Source organism: Erythrobacter sp. W302b, assembly GCF_046452395.1.
In the GTDB taxonomy this organism is placed as follows: domain Bacteria; phylum Pseudomonadota; class Alphaproteobacteria; order Sphingomonadales; family Sphingomonadaceae; genus Erythrobacter.
The window spans coordinates 54,869-76,192 of sequence record NZ_JBKFDH010000003.1; the positions used below are offsets into that span (position 1 = coordinate 54,869).

Genomic DNA, 21,324 nt, shown 5'->3' on the forward strand with positions numbered 1-21,324 from the left:
GGCGGCGCGCGCCAGTCTGGCATCTCAACCGCCCCTGAGCGACCTGGGTCCGACTGCGCAAGCGGGCTTGGAAAAGCCCATCAGTGCCCAACCGATTCCCCGCGCTCCAACCCGGATGCCGCCAGCTGCGCATCGATCTGCGCGAGCAGGCGTTCGAGCCCCTCGGGCGTCTCGCTCTCCGCGCGGGCGACCAGCACGTCCTGCGTGTTCGATGCGCGCAGCAGCCACCAGCCGTCGGCGGTGGAGACCCGCACGCCATCGGTGGTGTTGACGCTTTCGACCTCGGGCCCGGGGCTGGTGGTGAGCCGCCCGGCGATTTCGGCCATGGCGGCAAATTTGCGGACTTCATCGACCTGGAAGCGCAATTCGGGCGTGTTGAGCATCGGCGGGATCGCACCGCGCAGTTCGGTCACCGATTTGCCGAGCCGGGCCGAGGCCGCGAGCAGCCGTATTCCTGCGTAGAGCGCGTCATCAAAGCCGTAATAGGTGTCCGCGAAAAAGACATGGCCGCTCATCTCGCCTGCGAGCGGTGCGCCAGTTTCCTTCATTTTGGACTTAATCAGCGAATGGCCGGTCTTCCACATCAGCGGCTCACCGCCCAGTTCCGCCACCCGGTCAAACAGAGCGCGGCTGGCCTTCACATCGGCGATAATCGTGGAATGCGGGCGGGTCTTGAGCAGATCCTCGGCATAGATCATCAGCAGCTGATCGCCCCAAACCACCCGGCCTGTGCCGTCGATCGCCCCGATCCGGTCGCCATCACCGTCGAAAGCCACCCCGAAATCGAGGTTCTTGTTTGCGACGAGCGCGCGCAGATCGGCCAGATTGGCTTCGACCGTGGGGTCAGGATGGTGGTTGGGAAAATGTCCGTCAACGTCGGTATAGAGCAGATGATGTTCGCCCGGCAGCCGGGCCGCCAGCGCTTCGAGCGCGGGACCGGCCGCGCCATTTCCGGCATCCCAGCCGACCCGCAGCCCTTCGAGCTTGGCGGGATCGATCCCGGCGAGGCCTTCGAGCAGGCGCTCGACATAGGCGCCAAGGATGTCCTTCGTGATGACCTCGCCCGTGCCGCAGGCGAAGGCACCGTCTGCCGCCAATGCCCCGAGCTTCTGGATATCCGCGCCGAAGAACGGGCGCCCCTGAAACACCATCTTGAAGCCATTGTAATTGGGGGGATTGTGGCTGCCGGTTATCTGAATGCCGCCATCCACCTCTTCATCTGACGCTTCGGCGTAATAGAGCATCGGGGTCGCCCCCATGCCGATCCGCACGACATCGCAGCCGCTCGCGGTCAGGCCCTCGACCAGCGCGTGTTCAAGCATCGGCGAGCTGACCCGCCCGTCATAGCCCACGGCCACGGTGGTGCCGCCCGCTTCGCGCAGCAAGGTGCCGAACGCGCGGCCAATCGCGCGCGCATCGTCCGCGCCCAGAGTCTCGCCGATGATCCCGCGAATATCGTATTCGCGCAGGACAGTCGGGTGAAAGTGGTGTTTCATTGCGCGGGGTACTCCATTGCCGCTTTGTGAGGGCCGCTTTGGACGGCAGCCACGCAAATCGGAAGCCGTCGGCTTTCAGGATAGCGTGTATTCCTGTCCGATCAACGAATTAGCCCGGAGGAATATTCCCGCCGTCGCCCCTGCGAAGCCGTGAACGCCTTTGGCTCGGGTTTGTGTCAATCCTGCGGTTGCGGCTGAGCCGGATCCGCAGGCCGTCGATCAGCGGGGCAGGTCATCGTCCGGCGAAATGGCCGGCGGGTCCGGCAATTCATCAAGCAGGAGATCGCGCGCGGCATTGGCTTCCTGCATCGCCGCATTGGTGCCGCCCTTGTCGGGGTGCACCAGCGTGGTCAGGCGGCGGTGCGCGAGGATGATCTCCTCCCGATCCGCCCCCGCCTCCACTCCGAGCAGCTTGCGCGCCCGAAAGATCGCCTGACTGCGGGTGGAGGGCGCGCGCAGCAATTCCCACGGCCACTTGCCCAGCGCCCAGCGGCAGAACACGCACGCGACGACAATCAGCAGAACGTACTTCATGCCATCTCCAGCTCACCCTGCTCACGATCGAAGGCCGGCAGGCTCAGCGCCTTGACCAGCGCCCGCAACTCCTGCCGCGCGACGAGATGGCTGGTGCCGAGCTCGCCCAGATGCCCCTTGTCGAGCAGTGTCAGGCCGGACGGGAACAGCTCGCGATAGATCACGCGCTCCGAAAGGCCCTGAGTCACCCGGAAGCCGACGCGCTTGGCCATCTCGTTCAGCGCCTTGTGGAGACGCGCCTGGTTGCGCGCTTCGACGTGGCCGGTGCGGTTCCTGACCACGATCCAGTCCATTTCGGGCCGCTGCTGTTCGATCGTCATGCGGCTGCGCTTCATCCGCGCTTCCCAGATGAGTTCGGCAAAGAAGGACAGCTTCTTGACCTTGAATGTCTCCGCATCAACCTGCCCGATCAGGTCGAAATCGACGAAACTGTCGTTCATCGGCGTGACCAGCGTATCGGCCTGCTCGACCGCGATCCGCGCATAGGGATCATCGCGGCCCGGGTTGTCGATGATCAGGAAATCGCAGCTCGCCTCCAACCGCCGGATCATGCCGAGCAGATCGCCGGTGGTATTGCCGCGAAACACCTCGCAATCGGGGGTCGGCAGCGTGAGCCCGCGCCGTTCCAGCGTGGTCAGCCGGTTCTCGATATAGCGGTGCATGGTGCGTTGCCGCGGATCGAGATCGATCGAAGCCACCCGCGCGCCGAGATAGGCCAGCGCCACGGCAACATGGACCGCCGTGGTCGATTTGCCGGTGCCGCCTTTCTCGTTGGCGAACACGATCCGGTGCGCCTGCCCCTTGCGCAGACGGCGACCCGCGAGCACGGGTTCGGAAGGTTGAGCGCGCGGGGCGGGCGGCATGGTCGGTCTCTTCGCGGGGCCCGAGGGCGGATCGGCTTGATATGGGACAGCTTGCGCCGCTAGGGCACGAGCGTTGGTGTAGTCTTGGAGGCGCACAGGTGCAAACGGTCAAGTCGCTGCAAATGTTGAGAACCGCTTTGGCACAGTTGCGGGCGTCCGACGGGCACGGCGGGGCGACGGTTGCGCTGGTGCCGACTATGGGCGCGCTGCACGAAGGCCACCTCACGCTGGTCCGCCGCGCCCGGGCCGCAGCGGATCATGTCGTCGCTTCCATCTTCGTCAATCCCAAGCAGTTCGGCGTGAACGAGGATCTGGACGCCTACCCCCGCCAATTGGCGGAAGATGCCGCGATGCTGGAGGCGGAAGGCGTCGCCCTGCTATGGGCGCCCGATGTGGAAGCGATGTATCCCGCCGGCTTCGCCACCAATATCAGCGTCGCCGGCGTAAGCGACGGGCTTTGCGGCGCGGCCCGACCGGGGCATTTCGACGGCGTGGCGACGGTGGTCTGCAAGCTGTTCAATCAGGTGCAGCCCGACATGGCGTTCTTCGGCGAGAAGGACTTTCAGCAGCTCGCCGTGATCCGCACCATGGCGCGCGATCTCGACCTCACCCGCCCGCACGTGGACGCGATCATCGGCGTGCCCACCGTGCGCGAGGCAGATGGCTTGGCGATGAGCAGCCGCAACCGCTATCTCACGCCCGATGATCGCCAAGCGGCAGCAGCCCTGCCCCGCGCGATGCAGACCGCCATTGCCGCAATCGAGGGCGGTGCTGATGTGGCAACCGCTTTGGCCGGATTGCAGGCCGACATCCTCGCGGCAGGCTTTGCCAGTGTCGACTATGCCGCGCTGGCCGACAGCCGCTCGCTGGCCCCGCTCGGCACCTTGGACAAAACCCCTGCGCGCCTGCTGGTCGCCGCCCGGATCGGCAGCACGCGCCTCATCGACAATATGGCCGTGAACGCGCCTGGCTGACGCAGCCGATATTGACGCACCGCGCGATTCAATGGCATGGGCACCGCCGAAACCCGAGCGGGTATAGCTTAGTGGTAAAGCTCCAGCCTTCCAAGCTGGCTATGCGGGTTCGATTCCCGCTACCCGCTCCAGCCCTCCCCCTTTGGCCACAGACTGCTCACCCGTTGGGCTCATGGCCCGTCAGCACGTCGGCTCGACTGTGATCGGTAGAGGGCGGGTCTTGCCAATTTCGCGAAGGGTGCTCTGTCCGGGTGGCGGTGGTTAGCACAGCGCCCGTTCGCGCGCGATCATCGCTGCGTGGGTGCGGTTCTTGGCACCGAGTTTGCGGCAGATCAGCTTCACGTGGAGCTTGATGGTCGGCTCGCGCAGATCGAGGTCGCGGGCGATTTCCTTGTTGGCGTGACCGGCGCACAGGCCCGCGAGCACCTGGCGTTCACGCGGAGACAGGCCCGAGGCTTGCTCGACCGGGGTCTGCGAGGGACGGTGGAGGTCGATCGGCATATAGGTCTCGCCCGCCGCCATGAAACGGATCGCATTGACGAGGGACCGTGCGGGAAGGGTCTTGGGGAGGTACCCGGCCGCGCCGGAGGCCAGCACCCGCTCGGCCACGCCCGGTGGGGCCAGACCGCTCATCAGCGCCACCGGCCGTCCGAAGCTGGCCGCCAGCGCGCGATCGAGCCCGCCATAGCCGTCCATCCCCGGCATCCCGTAATCGAGCACCACCAGATCATAGGGCGGCGCGGCTTCGGCGATGTTCACCAGCGCGGCAGGCAGATCGGCGACCGTATCGACCGCGAAGCCGCCCTCAGCCTCGAGGTAGGAGCGCAGCACATCGCGCAGCAATTCGTGGTCGTCGGCAATCAGGATACGCATGCAGTTCTCCGTTCGCGCGCCGCCGCCATGGCCGCTGCTGCCGAACTGGCCAGCCGCGCGGCACTGGTGGGCTTGCCCAGCACGCCATCAAAAACCCCGTCGGGCCCCTGGTGCAACTGGTGCACCCGCGGCAGGGCGGTCAAAAGCAGGATCGGCAAATCCGTGCGGTGCTTGCGCAAGGTCTTGGCCAGCTGCGCACCGTTCATGCCGGGCATGTCGTAATCGGTAATCACGAGGTCCCAGGCGGTCGGGTCATCGCGGATCACAGCGATCGCGTCAGCCGGATCAAGGCAGGGGCCGACTTCGACGCCGAGCTGTTCGAGCATCTCGGCCAGCGTATCGACGACAGCAGGGTTGTCATCGACCACCAGCACCGCCTTACCTAAGAGGCCCGGGCCAGCCCGCAGCGGGGCATCGCTGCCCTCAGCCGCACCTCGGACACCGCCCGGTTCGAGCGGCCACCAGATTTCAAACACGGTGCCGCAGCTCGGCCAGCTCTGAATTGCGAGCGCACCGTTGTTGCTGGCGATGATCCCGGCCACCACCGCAAGTCCGAGCCCGGTCCCGGCCTCGCCCTTGTGCGTGAAGAACGGTTCGAACACCTGTTCCAGTTCCTCGGGCCTGATGCCGATGCCGGTGTCACTGACCCGGATCAGCGCGGCGTGGCCCTGCGGCACAGTGCCGAGGATCACCTTGCCGGTCGGCTGGATGCCATCGGCACTGAGCACTTCGAGCTTGATCCGCGCCGTCTCGCCCGGGCGCAGGGCATCGCGGGCGTTGAGCACAAGGTTCAGCACCACCTGATTGAGTTCGGTATCATCGGTCAGTGCCATCAGCGGCGCGGACGGCAGCTCCAGCTCGATCCGGTGGAGCGGATCGGTCAGGCTCGGTGAGACGAGATCGCGCACATCCCACACGGTGCGGCGCAGATCGACCAGCTTGGGGTGCGGCGTCCGGCGGCCCAGTGTCAGCAGCTTTTCGACCAGACCCGCGGCCGTCGTCGCCGCCGACTGGATGCGCAGCGCATGGTGGCGCACGCGGTTGTCGTCGATATGGCGCAGCAATTCGGCGGTGCCGGAAATGGCGGCGATCAGATTGTTGAAGTCATGCGCGATACCGCTCGCCAGCTGACCGACGACTTCCTGTCGCTGCGCCAGCATCAGCTGTTCGCGCAGACGGGCCTTCTCGCGCTCCATTCCGCGCCGGTCGCCAACATCGCGCGTGACGCAAACGATCCCGCCTTCGGGTGCAAGGGACAGGGCGATTTCCTGCTCGATCGGGGTGCCATCGGCCTTCAGCCCCTGAGTCTCGCCGCGCCACTGGCCTTGCGCAAACAGGATCGGCATTGCTTCGTCATTGATCCGCTGCGCTTCGAGCGGATCATAGAGTGTGGTCCACGGGCGGCCCACCAGCGCCGCCGGGTCGGGATAGCCGAACATCGCTGCATGGGCGCTGTTCATGAAGATGAAGTCGCCCGCTGCGTCGGTCAGCGCGATCCCGTCGTCCGAGGCCTGGATCGCCGCCACCTGCCGGGCGAGACGAGCTTCGGTCGCCACCCGTTCGGCCTCGGCCGCCTTGCGCGCGGAAATGTCGCGGATGATCGCGGCAAAGCCGGCCGGGGTCCGGTCATCGTCGCCTTCCTCGGGCCACATCGCCAGCGAAAGTTCGACCGGGATTTCATGGCCCGCCTTGCACAGCGCCGGCACTTCGACTGTCTGGCCGACCAGCCTTGACGGTTCTCTGGCACGCATCCGCGCGACCCCGGCATGATGCCCTTTGCGGTGCACCTGCGGAATGATGAGGTCGAGGCTCTGGCCGAGCGCTTCGGCTGCAGACCAGCCGAACATCGCCTCAGCCGCGCGGTTCCACAGAGTGATGCGGCTGTGCGAATCGGCGCAGACGAAGGCATCCGTGGTGGTCTGGGCAATCAGCTGGGCAATGCGCCGCTCTTGCCGGGCATTGCGGGCCTCAAGCAGGCTGACCACCTGACGGGCCATAAGCTGAAGGATCTCAGCCTCGCGCTCTGACAGATTAGCGCGTGGCTGGGAGTCGATCACGCACAGCGTGCCCACCTTGTGCCCATCGGCCAGTATCAGCGGCGCACCCGCATAAAAGCGGATATGCGGCGCGCCGGTGACCAGCGGGTTTTTGGCAAAGCGCGGATCGGCGGTCGCATCGGGCACCACCATGACGCCTTCACCCGCGATCGTATGCCCGCAGAAGCTATCGTTGCGGCAGGTCTCCGATGCCTCCAACCCATAGCGCGACTTGAACCACTGGCGGGTCGCATCGACCAGGCTGATCAGCGCCGTCGGCGTATCAAACCGGTCGGCGGCCAGCCGGGTGATGACATCGAGCTCAGCCTCGGGCGGTGTGTCCAGCACGTCAAGACGATGCAGCGCGGCGAGCCGATCGGGCTCGTCATAGGGAATCGGCGGAAGGGTGAAATCAGGCTCAAGCATGGCGGTTTGCAGTCCGGTCAGAAGAGTTGCGTCAAACAGGAGCCTTGCGTGGGTGACGCGCGATGGCCGCGCAATCCCGCCTTATGGGGCACAAACCTTATCCTTTCGTATAGGTGACCCTGTTCCTTCGCGAAAACCGCTATCCCTTGCGGGCATGCGGTTAACCCTTCCGCGCCGCCAATTATCCCCTCGCGACAAAGACAGACCGGGTCCTGATCGGCATTTGGGGTTCAGCCACGGCACGACGCCGCTGGACTTGACCACGACCAAAAAGGACCAATCAAATGAACAAGATGTTTGCTATCGCCACCGTGCTCGCTTCTTTCGCAGCTGCCACTTCGGCTCAGGCTCAGTCGGCTGATGCCGGCGCTGGCGCGAAGATTATCGCTCCGCTCGAAATCAGCAACGTGACCGATCTCTACTTCGGCACCATCGCGCCTTCGACGACCGTCGCTGACAGCGTCGTCGTGCTGGCCGACGGCAGCCGCAAGTGCGGCCCGGCGCTGACCTGCCTGACCGCCGATCACACCGCGGCCGCTTTCGCCGTCACCGGTGAAGCCGACGCCTTCTACACCATCTCGCTCCCCAACGAGATCAAGATCGTCAACGACAAGGGCACGGCGATGCGCGTTTCGGACTTCAACGGTTCGAAGGACGGCGGCCAGCTGCTCAAGGGCGAAGACAGCTTCACCGTCGGCGGCACGCTCGACGTTGGCGTCCGTCAGGAAGCCGGCAAGTACACCGGTAGCTTCACCGTCGCGGTGGAATACCAGTAAGCCCTCCGTGGCAGGGGGACGGGAGCCGCGCATTCCCCCGCGCGGCTCCCGGATCTCCTGATCCACGACAAAGACCAACCCCTGCCCACGTAAGGTCTTCCTCCCATGATCCGCTTTCCCATTGCCGCCGCGCTGATCGCGGCGATCGCCGCCCCTGTGCCTGCCGCAGCCGAACTGCTGGTCGCCCCCACCCGTGTGGTGCTGACCCCCGAGGCGCGCTCGACCGAGCTGGTGCTGGTCAACAAGGGCACCGAAACCGCAGCCTTCCGCATCAACATTGAAAACCGCCGGATGCGCGAGGATGGCAGCCTTGAAGACGCGGGCGAGGCCCGCCCGGGCGAACAATTCGCCGATGACAAGCTGCGCTATTCCCCTCGCCAGCTGGTGCTGGAACCCGGTGCGCGCCAGGTGGTGCGGATCATGGCGAGCGCGCCGGGCGAACTCGCGCCGGGCGAATACCGCTCGCACCTGCGCCTGATGTCCGCGCCGGTCAGCGCCGGGACCACTCAGATTGCGGGCGAACCTGCTGCCGACAATAGCCTGTCGATCGAACTCGTCGCGATCCGCTCGATCACCATCCCCGTGATCCTGCGCGTCGGCGCCCTCGATGCGGGCGTCACGATGGACGCCGCCGCGATGGCGAAGGATGCGCCCGATCAACTGGTGGTGCGCCTCAACCGTTCGGGCACCCGCTCGACCTATGGCGATATCAGCCTGACCGTTGCGGGCGAAAAGGCCCCCGCCTGGCTGGTACGCGGCGTTGCGATCTACACCCCCAACACCAGCCGCGACGTGATCGTCCCGCTGCCCGCCGATGTGCGCGCCAAGCTGACCGGCAAGACGGTGCGGATTGACTACACCTCGACGGACGCAGGCGATCCGGCCAATCTCGGCAAGCTGCTCGCCAGCCTGACCGCGGCGCTTTGAGCTCATGACCTGGCTCGGTAAGCACCCATGTCCCACCGCCCGTTCTGGCCACTGCGATGGCTGGCCCTCCGGCTGCTGTGCGCAGTCGGACTGGCAGGCGCAGTCGCCGCCCCTGTTCGGGCGCAAGAGGACGGCCTGTTCGACCGGCTGTTTGGCAGCGACCCCGCCGCGGAGCGCGCCGGTCAGGCCGCTGACGGGCTCGCCCTTCCGGCCCTGTTCGCCGATGGCAAGCTGATCGTCGATGCCATCGCCCTGCATGATCTGGGCGCAGATGGCGGGGCCTGCGTTGCGATCCTCCCGCTGCTCGACGCGCTCGAACTGGCTCATGAACCGGCTGGCGAGGATATCACGCTGACCCTGCCCGAGCCGCGCCGCACGGTCACCATCCCCGCCGCCGCCCTGCTGCCCAGCCCGAGCGGCGCGTGCCTGCCGCTGACCGATGTGGCCGCTTACCTCCCGATGAGCCTCAGCCATGACACGGTCAGCCAGCGCCTGCTGATCGCTCCCACCGCCGCACTGCCGGTGCTGATGCGCCTCACGCGCGAAGAACGGCAAGCGCGGCTGCGTCCCGAGACCTCCCGCCCCAGTTTCGCGCTGCTCGCGCGGCCGGAAGGCGGGGTGAAGCTGTGGAGCGCCGATCTTGCCGCCGGGATCGCCATGACCCCTCAGGGGCAGCAGGTCTCCGCCAATCTGCTCGCCAGCGGTGCGCTGTTCGGGCTTGCCGGCCGGATCGGCGTCGCCGTCACCAATGACGGCCGGATCACCCCCGGTTTCACCCTCTCCGACGCGCGCGATACGCCCGACCTGCTCGGTCCGCTCGGCGCGCGCAGCCTCGCCCTTGGCGATATTGCCGCGCCTGCCCAACCGTTGATCGCCGACGCGCTGTCGGGGCGCGGGCTTGTCATTTCATCACGCGCGCCGTGGCGGGCGGATCTGGTCGACACCATCACCCTCTCCGGCCCGCTTCCGCAAGGCTGGGAGGCCGAGCTGTGGCATGAGGAACGCCTCGTCGCCGTTACCCGCGAACCCGACGCCGCCGGGCAATGGCAGTTCGGCGACATCCCCGTCCGCATCGGCGAGAACCGCTGGGTCGTGCGCCTCTACGGCCCCAATGGCGAGGTGGACGAGCAGGTCTTCACGCGCCTCGTCGGCACCGAAATGAACGCCGAGAACGAGATCGGCTACAGCTTCGGTATCGTCGACGGGGGCAAGCCGCTGCTCGGCGAAACGCTGGCGGGTGAGCCTGCCGGGCCGACCGCCTTTGCCAGCCTCGACTGGGGCATGGCGCCGGATGTGACCGCGCGGCTTGATGTGCGCGCGGGCACGCAGGGACAACCGGCCGTCGCGCTCGGTTTCAACGGGGCGCTGGGCGGCGGGCTGTGGGCGCTGACCGGGGCGCGCGACCGGGCGGGCGGCTATGGCGGCGCGCTGCGACTTGCGCGGCGGATCGGGTCGCAGGATCTGGTGCTCGACCTCGCCCAGCATGGGCGCGACGATGGCCCCGGCCTGCCGCCTCAGGTGCGCGAATTTGCGCAGGTGATGACCGTGAGCGGACAGGGCCGGATCGGTCTTGGCCGCCTCAGCCTGCCCTGGCAAGCGCGGGTGCAGACCGGGGCACTGCGGCGCGGCGGTGAACGTCACATCGCCGCGGCGCGGATGGTGCTGCCGATGGCCGACTGGCAGGCAAACCTCGCCCTTGGCGCGGTGCGCGAGGGCAGCGCGCCATGGCAGGGCACGGCCGCGCTCGGCGTGACCGCGCGCCGGGGCGACTGGCGGCTGCGGAGCGGCATTACCGCCTCGGACCGGAACGGCTGGCACATCGACGGCGCCAATCTCAGCGCGGCGCGCAAGCTGGGTGCGGGCAATCTCGCGCTCGATCTCGACTGGCAAACGGACAGAGGCACAATCGGCGGCGGGGCGACCTTCAGCCAGCAGTTCGGTCCGCTCGGCCTCAGCGCTTCGGCGGGGCGCGAAGGCGATGGCTGGCGTGCTGGCATCGGTTTGACGCTTGGCCTGTGGCGCGGACCCAGCCGCTGGCGCACGGCCCCGGCGGGGATCGCCCGCAGCGGCGCGATCATGGCCGAGTTGTTCGTCGACGAAGATGGTGACGGCGCACGGGGAGTCGCGGAGGAGGGCGTCTCCGGCGGGCGCTTCATTGTCGGCGCAGCGCTGCGGCGCGAGGAAACGGCTGCGGACGGCACGGTCCTGATCGGCGGCATCGCGCCGGGGCCGGACGTGGAGATCGAGACGCAGATGTCCTCGCTGACCGACTTTACCTTGCGACCCGCGCGCGCTGGCGACCGCCTCGCCCTGCGCCCGGGTGAGATCCGCCACGTGCCCGTCGCGCTATCCCCGACCGGGAGCATCGAGGTGCAGGTCTTGCTCGCCGCCAATGACCGTCAGACCCCGCGCTCGGGCGTCCCGGTGGTGCTGCGCAATTTGGCTGGCGAAGAGGTCGCGCGCGCGATCACTGATTTTGACGGTTACGTCCTGTTCGATGGGTTAAAGTTTGGAAGCTGGCAGGTCGAGGCGGGCGCGCAAGCCTCCACCCCCATTAGCCTGTCGCGCGCCGCACCCGATGCTCGCCGAAGCCTGCTGATCGCTCCGGGACCTGACTGGGTGCGATGAAACATCTTGCCCGTCCATTCAGCTGAAAATGAAGCGCGATCCCGCTCCCAGAACAAGGCCGAGGCAAGGGGTTACCTAGTCCAAAGAGCGATTTCCAGAGCACAAGATGGCATCTGGCGGCTCTGGACCTGTGGCAATCGCCATTGTCGCGGCCTTGGTGGCCAAGGAGAGACGAACCCCTATCCTGCCGGGATCGGCGGGGTCTTCCAGAACAGCGCGACCTCATCATCCAGCCCCGTCATTTCGTAGCGGATGAGCGCGATGGGCAGCCTTCCGGCGGCCAGAAAGGTATCGTGGAACTCCCTTAGCGAAAACCGCTCGCCCAATTGCTGCGAGCGATCGGCCAGCAGCGCGTCCATCTGCAGCTTGCCGATCGTATAGGCGATCCCATAGCCGGGCGGGCGGCGCAGGTAGATTTCCGCGTCGACCCGCGCCACGTCCTCGTCGAGCCAGGGCGTCTTTGTGCGCATGTAGTCCACTGCCTCGCGAACGTTCCACCGATTGTGCTGCATGGCGATGTCGGCAGGAACGCGGGCCGCGCGGAAGATGCCGAACAGTTCCATGAACTCGTCAGCGCGAGGCGAGTGCTGCGTCGCCCCTGCCAGCATCAACGCCTCCTCAAGATAGGTTGCCCAGCCCTCGGCACGCGCGCCGTCGCTGTAGCGGCCCCGGATCGGGCGCTTGTCGCGTTCGCCCAGGACTGCATCGAAGCGGTGACCGGGGATGACCGCGTGGAGATGGTCGGGGATCGGATCGCGAAACTGGATCTGCTCCCAGAAATTCGGGCCGGTTGGCCGCTCGATCCAAGGCGTGTTGCTGCCGAGCTCGCCCACGAATTCAGGAATTGTGATGATGTCCTCGCGCACGAGGAACTCACGCACCAGCTGGTCGGTCCGGCGCACCTTCTCCTGCTGCTCTTGCGCACTTTTGGACAATTCAAGCTGCGGCAGGTCGCGGTTGCGATGGTGCAGGATCGCGAGCGCAGCGGTCATGCGCTCGTGCTCACGTTCGGCGAGCGTCAACATTTCCGCTGACGAGAGCGGGATCATCCGCACGTGCCGGATGTACCAGTCGTAACGCTCCGCACCGACGCCCGCGGGGGCTGTCATGCGTCCGCGCTCGGCCCGCAGCCAGTCACGAAACGCCACGATCGCGGCGCGCGCCGCCATGACCTGAGGCTCAAGTTCAGGAGCATCGGCGCGGCTGCGCGCCAAAAGGTCATCATACCAGCCAATGATGCCGGGCGGGGGCACGGCGCGGTAGGGGTGGTAGTGATTGACCCCGTCGCTGTTCTCAAGGTTGAAGATCGCAAGGTCAGCGTAGTCGCCTGCCACCTCGGTCAGGTTGGCGCGCGCCGCCGTCAGCATCGGCGGAATGGCGGCGAGCTGTGCCGACAGCCGCCCGCGCACCTGCGCACCTGCCCCCAAATCGGTGAAAGCGACCCGCATCAGGGGATCCAGATAGAAGCCGGGGTCGCGCTTCCACGGCCGCAGCACCTCCAGATTGAAGCGGTAGCCATTCAGCAGCGATTTTACAGCGAGGAAATCAGCCTGTTGATCACGCGGCCAGCGATCGACCGCCATCCCCGCGAGGCGTTCCTCAAAGTGCGTCAGACCGGCGCGCTTATCCGCCATGAGCGTGTCAGCATAAAGCTCGCCGACCCGGGCGCCTGAATCGAGCACCACGCTCGGCGTGAAGGCTGGCACCATGTAGGCCTGAAGCTCCTCATGCACGGCGAGAAGTTCGTCATAGGTGCCGCTGGGCGCGGCTTGCGCATTCGCCACGGACGACAAGACCATCAGGAAAAGGAACGTCAGGAAATGCCGCATGATTGCCTCCGGTTGCTGGCGGCAGGGTGCGAAGGCAAAGGCCGTTTGTCCAGAGGACAAATCGACCGTGTCAAAAACCGCGCGGCTTGGATTGCTTCGGGAGAGGTTGCGGTCACATCAGCCGGCATAGCGCTGTCTTGGCCTGTCACCGCCGATCAATTCGGGCAGGCTCAACTGCTTTGGGCGGCCTGAAATATCTTTGCGATGTTGATGAGCTTGCTTTCGCCAAGCTTCTGGATGGCCTGATGTCGGTAGGATTCGACAGTTCGCACACCCAAGTTCAGCGTGTCTGCGATCTCCTTGTTTCGCATGCCGTCACACGCCAGTCGCATGACTTCGTGCTCGCGCTTGGTCAGGCTTGCGATCAAATCGCGCGCCTCGGAAGCCGAATGCGACTTTTCGACCAGGGGTTTGCTGGAAATCAACGCGGCTTCTATCTTAGCGATAATGGTTGCGAATGTGCCCGGCTTTTCAATAAAGTCGCGCGCACCATTTTGCATGGCCTCGACGGCGAGGGCCACGTCGCCATGCGAGGTGAAAAAGATCACGGGAATATGCCGACAATGAGGGGGGATCGCCTTCATGGTCGCCATGCCGTCCAGCACCGGCATCCGAAAATCGAGCAGAATGCAATCAGGCTCCAGGTATTCGAGAGCTTCGAGAAGGTCTGCCCCGCTCGCAAAGGGATGGATACGGTAACCGTGCCGTTCCAGCCCCTTTCCGATGGTCGTGCGGACATCGCGCTGATCATCTACGATCGCGACCAGAGTCCCGTTACCCGCCTGATTTTGCATCAGATTTGCTTTCGAAGTTCGCGGGAAAAATCCACCGCCGCAATATCCTTTGCGTAGTGGGCAATCGAGCGAGGCAAAGCTATAACTCAGGTCATAGAATACACCTGTCAGGGGTATGCGCCAAGGCGTAACGATCACGTTCGTCCAGAATGATCCTTTACGTGGTAAATTATCAATCAATGTTCATGACAGGGCATTACTGGGTTGGGTGCAAACGTTCTGGTTTTCCTTTCTAAATAGACGTTTGCTGGGCAGAGCGGTTGCCCGAAACGCTAGGATTGGAAAGGACGAAAGATGTTGGACAGGCGGCACGAACCTCGCGCAACGTCGACGTTTAAGAGCGCCTATGTGCGGACCCAGTCGGGCCTGTTTTATGTAACTTTGCGGAATGTATCGGACTCAGGGGTCTGCCTTGACGCCTATCCGGGTGCCGCTGAGGGCGATGAGATCCAGTATTGCTTTGACTCGGCGGGGCCGCGGACGGGGGTTGTGAAGTGGGTGAAGGACGGACGCTTTGGCGTGAGTGCGGAAGCCGATAGCTTGGCGAATGGCAGTCCCCAAATCTTCCCGCCGCGCTCGGTCCGTCTGCCCCTGTCGTTCTCTGCACACCTGTTCGTGAACGGTCGTCAGGAGGCCGTGACGATCAGCAACCTGTCAATTCGAGGCGCATGCATCAGCAGCCCGTACGAGTTTCGAGCTGGGCAATTGGTTTCACTCAAGATTGCTGATCGCTGTTTTGAACTGGCTACAATCCGTTGGGCCCGGCAGGGGTGCGCGGGCGTGCGCTTTGCAGAGCCGATGCATCCGGGTGAGTTTCGGAACCTCGTCGAAAGGCTGCAACAACCAACGGTTCAGTCACACCCGCACGCCAGTCCGGCGCAGCTACCGGCCCTGAGTGGCATGGCCACCTAATCTCAAACGGCGAAGGCGAGGTTCGGTTATCCGCGTCAATGGTTGACGCATTGAGCCGCCACAGCGGAGCCCCGTATTGGTACGGGGATGGTCCTCACCGTTTTTTTCCGCGCTGGCCCTATAAACGGTAATGCCTCAACTGACGGAGCCTCGCCGTTGCGATCTGAGATGATGGCAAATGGCCAGTTACGGGATGCCTGAAGTCGAGGCGTAGTAACAAACTGAGTCACGATTTGGTCAAGGTTTCCAGGCGCGCGATGGCTTGGTCTCCACCTGCGCCTGGTGCCTTGACCGCCCATCCGTCATTCCGGTCGGCCTTTCGGCTCAAATGCCTCGGCTGGTGCCGAGGGCGAGCCGTAACGAACCGATGTTCCCCGTTATTCTCAAGCAAGGCGCGCATCCCGGCGAAGCCATTGTCACATCCTGAAGCGGGGCAAGCAGCGACCGCGAAGTGCCTCGCTGGGTGCCGATCGCGGATCCGCGACGACGGCCCAGCCGTCTTGCGGATCGTGGCGATGAGGGGGCGTCGGACCGAACCGTCACACCAACCTGATTGTCACGCTGCCGGACGCAGGCCGAAACGGTGCCGAGGCTCCAGCTTGGGCAAGCACCGGTCGTTGCTCGCTCTTTGGTTAACCTGCAGTTGCGGCTTTTTCCCGTACCAGTCATTGGGCCACTGGCTACGCTTTCCGAGGTAAAAACACGTAGTCTTGCCATCCTATCGCATCGTCATGGTGAAGGGACACGGCATGAAGCGTTGGGCGGAATCCTCTCTAAGCGGGCTCGGAGCGCTAACCGCGCTCATTGCCTTTTCTGAGGCAGCCAAGGCCGGGTCACGGTTCGAGACAACCCCGATAGCCAGCATGAAAGCGTCAGCACAGCTCGACTTCACCATTGTGATTCCCGAGACGATTTATGTTGGCTCGACCTTGGAGGTTGGAGGCAAGGACACACCAAAGCCGTTGGGCGCAAGAGATGCGGACGGCGTAACGCCCAGCGCGCCCTATGTCGTTCTCACAAATGGCGGAACGCTTGCTTTCGCACCAACAGGCATGAGCGCGGCGCGATCCGCAGGAATGGCCAGCCAAGGCGAACCGGGCGAGACGCCACCGACGCGGGCATATCTTGTGGCCATGCCCTGATTTCAGAGCCGTTCCAAAGTGCGGGCGGGTTCGAAAGGAACCCCACACCCGTCACTTAAACTGCGTTCACGCAAGGCACTCTCACGCCGCCAAAGTGCCTTCGGGCGTATCATCACCTCTTGCAACCACGGTGGCGCGCCTCGCCGAACGCACAGCTGCACGCTGTTGACCATCAGAATTGATGCGCGAAGCTGGCGGAGCGAGCTCTTGCATGTCGCCCTCGATGGAAATCGCCATCATCATGCCGACCTGAGCCTGCTTGGCGCGATACATCAACGTGTCAGCTTGCTTCAGCTCGGCATCGATAGACTTCGAGCCTTTCGGCAAAACCAACACACCTAAGCTGCATCGTATATCGATCTCTCCCGTGAGAGGCTCGAGATTGAGGGCGTCGTTCAGCCGCTTTGCCACCAATTCCGCGGCATGAGTGTCCCGCACTTTCAGTATGATTGCGAATTCATCGCCTCCGATCCGGGCGAAGATATCGTCCTTCCTGATTGTGTTCTTCATGCGATGCGCCAGGCCGCTAAGGGCCCGGTCTCCGGCATCATGGCCAAACTGATCGTTGATCAGCTTGAGGCCATCGACATCGGCATAGACCAGGACAGTCAGGCCTGTTCGGCTCCCTCCGCTCTCGATAGCCTCGAAGAATGCCTTCCGATTGAGCGCACCCGTCAATTGGTCAACTCTGGCGTAGCGCCACTCCAGTTCAAGCGCGGCCCGTGCCACGCCGAGCATCAGGACGACCGCCAAGACACTCAGAAACTTCAACACCATGATGAGGGGGCTACCCTCGAGAGCGGGTGCGTGGCCATTGAGTATCTGAATGGATGCGACAAACAAGCTGAGCAAGAGTGCAAATCTGTTGCCCAGGAACCAGGCGCCAAAAGCGCAAATGACCAATAAGAATGGGCCAAAAGACACTTCGGAAGCAGCGTTGCTCGCAATAATTGTGATCAGTGCGCTGGCCGTCAACACGGGCTCGGCCACTGCTTTTGGGACGTGCATGAATAGGGGTTGCCCAAGCCGGATAGCTTGGGGCTGCGCTTTACGCCGGTCGATGTTTCTTCCGGTTCCCATGGGCAAGAGATAGCGGAAGCAAGCGAAATTTCTGTTAACTTCAGGCCTCAGGCCAGCCTTGAGAAGGCGCGAACCCCAATATCCCGAGAGATCAATCAGTCGGAGATCGCTTTGGCGATGGCGTCCTCAAGCTCCTTGGCCCTGTAGGGTTTGCGGAGGATATTGATACTGCTCTGGTCTTCGATACCCAGGTGTTCGAACGCAGCGGCCGGATAACCGGAGGTGAAAAGTACTCTCATCCCCGGGGCGATTTGCTTGGCGGCTTTGCTGAGTTCCTGGCCATTCATACCGCCCGGCATGATGATATCCGTGTAGAGCAGATCAAACGTCTGCCCTTCCTTCAGAAGCGCAAGCGCCGATACGGCATCACTCGCCGCAACGACCGCGTATCCAAGCCGCGAAAGCAACCTTTCGACATGCGAGCGCACGTCTGGCTGGTCTTCCACAACCAGAATGCGATGATGTCGGGGCGCAGGGTCGTGCCTTGCCTCGACAGCGTCATGGGTATCCGGCAGATCGCACCCCGTACCGGCGGTGAGATAGAGATTGACGGTGGTGCCGACACCTTCCTCGCTATGGATCGTCAAGCTGCCGCCCGACTGGGTGATGAAGCCATAGACCGTACTCAGGCCCAGTCCTGTCCCTTTGCCGAATTCCTTTGTCGTGAAATAGGGTTCAACGGCCTTGCTTAAGACCTCCTCCGACATGCCGCTGCCGGTGTCCGAGAAGGACAGGAGCACATAACGACCAGCGGCCAAACCCGATGCATTGGGCACCATGTCATCTGTCACAACATGGTTCTCGCAAAGGATCGAGATCTCCCCGCCACTCGGCATGGCGTCCTTTGCATTCATGGCAAGATTGATGATCGCCTGCTCAAGGCTGTTGGCATCGACATTCGCCTCCCAGATGTTTTCATCGATGCTCCGGCTCAGGGAAATACTTTCCGGCAGCCCGGCACGCAGGAGCGGCCACATGTTATCGAGCAATGCCGCCATATCGACGCGGCTTGCCTTAAGCCGGTTTTGGCCGGAAAATGCCAGCAAGCGCTTGGTCAAAGTGGCGGCGTTTTCCGCCGCATGACCGATCAAGGCGACACTTTCGGCATCCGGCTCACTGAGGATGCTCTTGCCCAGCAGCTCAGCATTGCCGAGGATGATCATCAGCAGATTGTTGAAGTCATGCGCGATGCCGCCGGTCAGCTGTCCCACGGCTTCAAGCGCTCGGGCGCGGCTATAGCCTTCCTGCTGGCGCTTCAGATTGGTGACGTCGCGCACGCTGCCCAACACGCGGTAAGCCTTGCCATCGGGACGGCGCAGGATGCACGCTTTCACTGCCACATCGATCTTGCGCTGATCCGCGCCCACCACCTGGTATTCACGCTCCCACTGCGTCGCATCCGATTTCAAGGCTTCGCGATAGGACTGGAGCGTCGCTTCCAGATCAGCCGGGTCGATCAGTTGCACCCACCCATCCGTCGTGACCGGCTCTTGCGGGGCCTCCAGGCCCAGCTTGACGTTCCAGTCCGGCGTCATCCACAATCGCCCGGTCTCGAAATTGTGATCCCACAGGATGTCGCTGACCGTGTCAGCGATGATGCGGAAGCGAGTCTCGGATTCCTCCAGTTCTGCAACCGCGGCGGTAAGCTGACCAATGTCGGTCACCGTCCCGATCACGCGCAAAGCCTCGCCTTGCGGATTGCGGACAATGAAGGCCCGGATCACGAGATGCCCGATTGATCCATCAGGGCGATTGATCATGTGGTCGACGGAAAAGCGCTCATTACCGGATGCAATGGCCTTCAGCGTGATATCGCGCACCGCGTACTGATCGGTTTCAACGGCATTGCGGGCGTCGAGATTGCCGGGACCCATGATCTGCGGCGGTTCATAGCCATAGACGTTCTTGAACGCTTCGTTGGCGCTGAATGCCCCCGTTTCGATATTCCACTCGAAAATCACATCCTGGCTCGCGCGCGCCGCAAGCTCGAAGCGTTCGCGATAGGCGTGGGCGGTCTGCTCGCTTTCGATGAGGCGTGAAACATCGGTGAAGCTCACCAGCACCCCAGCCACATCACCCTTGTCATCATTGGCGAGGAACGCGTCGCATAATGCCCAAACGATCTTGTCGTCCAAGGTCCGCCTGTGCCCCAGCAACACGCCTCGCACTGTCGCGCGTTCCCCCAGAGCACGGTAGAACGGGTACTCCTCAGTGGGCATCACCGATCCATCAGGACGAAGGAGCTGCCAGCCCCGCTCCACGGTGGCCGCGTCAAGCGTCACATCCCCGGTCAGGCCGAGCATTTCTCTCGCCTTGGGGTTGATATAGCGGACGCGGGAGTCCGGATCGCGGATGATAATTCCAGCCAGCACATTCTCGCAGATGAACTCGTAATCCCGCTCCAGCTGGGAAAAGCGTGTCTGTGTGCTGCGGTTGGCTGTCACATCGCGCGAAATCCCGATGAAATGGGTTACGTTGCCGGTCGCGTCGGTCTCTGGCTTGAATGACAAATGGTTCCAGAAGGCTTCGCCGGATTTGCGGTAGTTCAGAACTTCGCCATCAAACGGTTTGCCGTTGGCGAGCGCTTCATCGATCTTGGCGATAGTGTGAAGATCTGTGTCGGCGCCACGCATGACTGCGCAAAGCCCATGTTCCAGATCGCTGCGGTCAAGGCCGGTGATATCAAGAAATGCCTGATTGCAATAAATAATCCGTCGGTCCGGGCTGAACGCCACAACCCCGTCGGAAACAGCGTCCAACATGCTTGTATAGAAGGCTCCGCCCATTCCAGTCCCCACTCTAGCGCTGAGTTGGAGCAACTGAGCCAAAGATCGTGGCCGCCAACCATGTCACCGACCACAGTGTTAGCGGATGTGCACCAGTCTAGGGAATTGTTTATTGGGCTATGGTGGGCAGAACCTGGGGGCATCTCACGGGAAAGGGTGGACGGCCCCTGGTTTGACGGAGCGGTCCTTACCGCCAGCATCGGGGGCTGGCGGTAAGAAGCGCGATCCGTTTGCTTACGCCTTAGCGCGCTCCATTCATGGCGGCGGTGAATTGCGCATTGGTGGTGCTCATCAACTCCGTCAGCCCGCTGCGCCAAGCGACGGGGTCGGCTGTCATGGTGTATTTCTTCGAGCTGTTGGTCCCCACTCCGCCGAGAAAGCCGATGATGTTGGCGGCGGTGTTGAGCGCCTTTTCGCCGCCGCTTTGCGTGTCGGCAAACTCGCCAAAGGCACCGCCCACCGCGATTGGTTCACGCAAGGTGGCCGTGCCGATCTGTCCCTTCGGCGCAAAGACCACGAGCTTGCTGGCTTCGGGCACAGTCGCCAGTCCCGCCTTGACGTTGACCGCCGAGACATTGCGGAACGCGCCGCCATAGGTTTCGGCCTGCGCGAAATCGACGACATAGAAGACGTTGACCACCGCCTGACCGCTGGCTTTGGCGAATTGCTGCCCCTTCATGCTCATCATCACGGCGCTGTGGGTACCATTGAACCCGCCGGGGCTCATCAGACCCAGAAATTCGCGTGCGATGAGAGGGCCGCCCCACCCGGAGGGAGCAAACAGCCGGGCCTCAGCCTTGGAATCGCGGCCAAGGATAAGGTCCTTCTCTGCGCCATTCTCCTGAGCCTTGGCGCCGCCTTCTGTGACGGCGGCCAGCACCTGCGCGCGATCCGCGACGGTGTAGCCCGCTGCGGTTATCTGCCGTTCGAAATCGGCATAGGCCGCATCGGTCGCGGCCTGGAAGTCGGCGTCAGTGAGGCCAGCCAATCTGCTGCGGGCCGAAGATTTGCCTCCGAAGCCCGAGCCCAACAACCCGCCCCCTGCTTTGGCGCTGTCACGCCGTTCGATGAGGAACGCGACCACGAAGCTACCGACCACCACCTGCTTCGACGCATTCATCGCGGCAGGCTTGTCGATCTTGATGGACGGCTTCGGATCGGCCCCTTGGGCTGGCAATGCCAATGGCCCCGCCACCACGATGGCCAATAGTGCGATTGCTAGATACCGTTTCATAGTGTTCCCCATTC

Annotated in this window: 16 protein-coding genes and 1 tRNA gene; 7 read left to right on the top strand and 10 right to left on the bottom strand. The window is 63.7% G+C overall.

Annotated elements, in window-relative coordinates:
• Nucleotides 1–80 precede the first annotated feature (80 nt).
• The 3 genes from pgmG to ACLBKT_RS15590 form a co-directional block, all read right to left on the bottom strand.
• Entirely contained in the window at nt 81–1,496 is a 1,416-nt protein-coding gene (pgmG, locus tag ACLBKT_RS15580; RefSeq protein ID WP_410183902.1) for a phosphoglucomutase/phosphomannomutase PgmG, read from the bottom strand.
• 219 nt (nt 1,497–1,715) lie between these two features.
• Nucleotides 1,716–2,030 carry a J domain-containing protein gene (locus ACLBKT_RS15585; protein ID WP_410183903.1) on the bottom strand — a complete coding sequence of 105 codons (315 nt, stop codon included), beginning with the start codon at nt 2,028–2,030 and terminating at the stop codon, nt 1,716–1,718.
• Complete coding sequence (locus tag ACLBKT_RS15590) at nt 2,027–2,893, bottom strand: division plane positioning ATPase MipZ (protein WP_410183904.1); 867 nt, start codon at nt 2,891–2,893, stop codon at nt 2,027–2,029. The genes ACLBKT_RS15585 and ACLBKT_RS15590 overlap by 4 nt, the downstream gene beginning before the upstream one ends.
• A 98-nt stretch (nt 2,894–2,991) precedes the next feature.
• On the opposite strand from ACLBKT_RS15590, the gene panC reads away from it, so the two are divergent.
• A complete protein-coding gene (gene panC, locus ACLBKT_RS15595; protein ID WP_410183905.1) occupies nt 2,992–3,867 on the top strand; it encodes a pantoate--beta-alanine ligase in 876 nt (291 codons plus the stop codon).
• A 57-nt stretch (nt 3,868–3,924) separates the two neighbouring features.
• Nucleotides 3,925–3,998, top strand: a tRNA-Gly gene (locus tag ACLBKT_RS15600).
• 130 nt (nt 3,999–4,128) lie between these two features.
• Here ACLBKT_RS15600 and ACLBKT_RS15605 read toward each other — a convergent pair.
• Entirely contained in the window at nt 4,129–4,740 is a 612-nt protein-coding gene (locus ACLBKT_RS15605; protein WP_410183906.1) for a response regulator, read from the bottom strand.
• Entirely contained in the window at nt 4,728–7,202 is a 2,475-nt protein-coding gene (locus ACLBKT_RS15610; protein ID WP_410183907.1) for a PAS domain S-box protein, read from the bottom strand. Before ACLBKT_RS15610 ends, ACLBKT_RS15605 begins: the two co-directional genes overlap by 13 nt.
• Before the next feature lie 284 nt (nt 7,203–7,486).
• Between ACLBKT_RS15610 and ACLBKT_RS15615 the strand changes: the two genes are divergently transcribed.
• The 3 genes from ACLBKT_RS15615 to ACLBKT_RS15625 all read left to right on the top strand — a co-directional run bounded on the left by ACLBKT_RS15615 (nt 7,487) and on the right by ACLBKT_RS15625 (nt 11,533).
• Complete coding sequence (locus ACLBKT_RS15615) at nt 7,487–7,978, top strand: DUF4402 domain-containing protein (protein WP_410183908.1); 492 nt, start codon at nt 7,487–7,489, stop codon at nt 7,976–7,978.
• 105 nt (nt 7,979–8,083) lie between these two features.
• Entirely contained in the window at nt 8,084–8,905 is an 822-nt protein-coding gene (locus ACLBKT_RS15620) for a molecular chaperone (protein ID WP_410183909.1), read from the top strand.
• Nucleotides 8,906–8,932: 27 nt separating this feature from the next.
• The gene (locus ACLBKT_RS15625) at nt 8,933–11,533 is read left to right on the top strand and encodes a collagen binding domain-containing protein (protein ID WP_410183910.1); all 2,601 of its coding nucleotides are present in this window, start codon (nt 8,933–8,935) and stop codon (nt 11,531–11,533) included.
• Between the two features lie 179 nt (nt 11,534–11,712).
• On the opposite strand, the gene ACLBKT_RS15630 is transcribed toward ACLBKT_RS15625, so the two are convergent.
• Nucleotides 11,713–13,362 (bottom strand): DUF885 family protein, encoded by a 1,650-nt coding sequence (locus ACLBKT_RS15630; RefSeq protein WP_410183911.1) that lies wholly within the window; start codon nt 13,360–13,362, stop codon nt 11,713–11,715.
• 170 nt (nt 13,363–13,532) lie between these two features.
• On the bottom strand, nt 13,533–14,294 hold the full coding sequence (locus tag ACLBKT_RS15635) for a response regulator transcription factor (RefSeq protein WP_410183912.1): 762 nt from the start codon (nt 14,292–14,294) through the stop codon (nt 13,533–13,535).
• A gap of 156 nt (nt 14,295–14,450) precedes the next feature.
• Between ACLBKT_RS15635 and ACLBKT_RS15640 the strand changes: the two genes are divergently transcribed.
• Together ACLBKT_RS15640 and ACLBKT_RS15645 are read left to right on the top strand one after the other, a co-directional pair.
• Complete coding sequence (locus ACLBKT_RS15640) at nt 14,451–15,068, top strand: PilZ domain-containing protein (RefSeq protein ID WP_410183913.1); 618 nt, start codon at nt 14,451–14,453, stop codon at nt 15,066–15,068.
• 731 nt (nt 15,069–15,799) lie between these two features.
• Nucleotides 15,800–16,210, top strand: coding sequence for a hypothetical protein (locus ACLBKT_RS15645; protein ID WP_410183914.1), 411 nt, complete (start codon nt 15,800–15,802; stop codon nt 16,208–16,210).
• An 81-nt stretch (nt 16,211–16,291) separates the two neighbouring features.
• Here the strand turns inward: ACLBKT_RS15645 and ACLBKT_RS15650 are convergent, their stop codons facing one another.
• From ACLBKT_RS15650 to ACLBKT_RS15660, 3 genes are all read right to left on the bottom strand, one after another.
• Entirely contained in the window at nt 16,292–17,200 is a 909-nt protein-coding gene (locus tag ACLBKT_RS15650) for a GGDEF domain-containing protein (protein ID WP_410183915.1), read from the bottom strand.
• Between the two features lie 185 nt (nt 17,201–17,385).
• A complete protein-coding gene (locus ACLBKT_RS15655; protein ID WP_410183916.1) occupies nt 17,386–20,076 on the bottom strand; it encodes a PAS domain-containing protein in 2,691 nt (896 codons plus the stop codon).
• 241 nt (nt 20,077–20,317) lie between these two features.
• Nucleotides 20,318–21,310: a hypothetical protein gene (locus ACLBKT_RS15660; RefSeq protein ID WP_410183917.1), complete on the bottom strand. Its 993-nt coding sequence runs from the start codon at nt 21,308–21,310 to the stop codon at nt 20,318–20,320.
• Nucleotides 21,311–21,324: the final 14 nt, after the last annotated feature.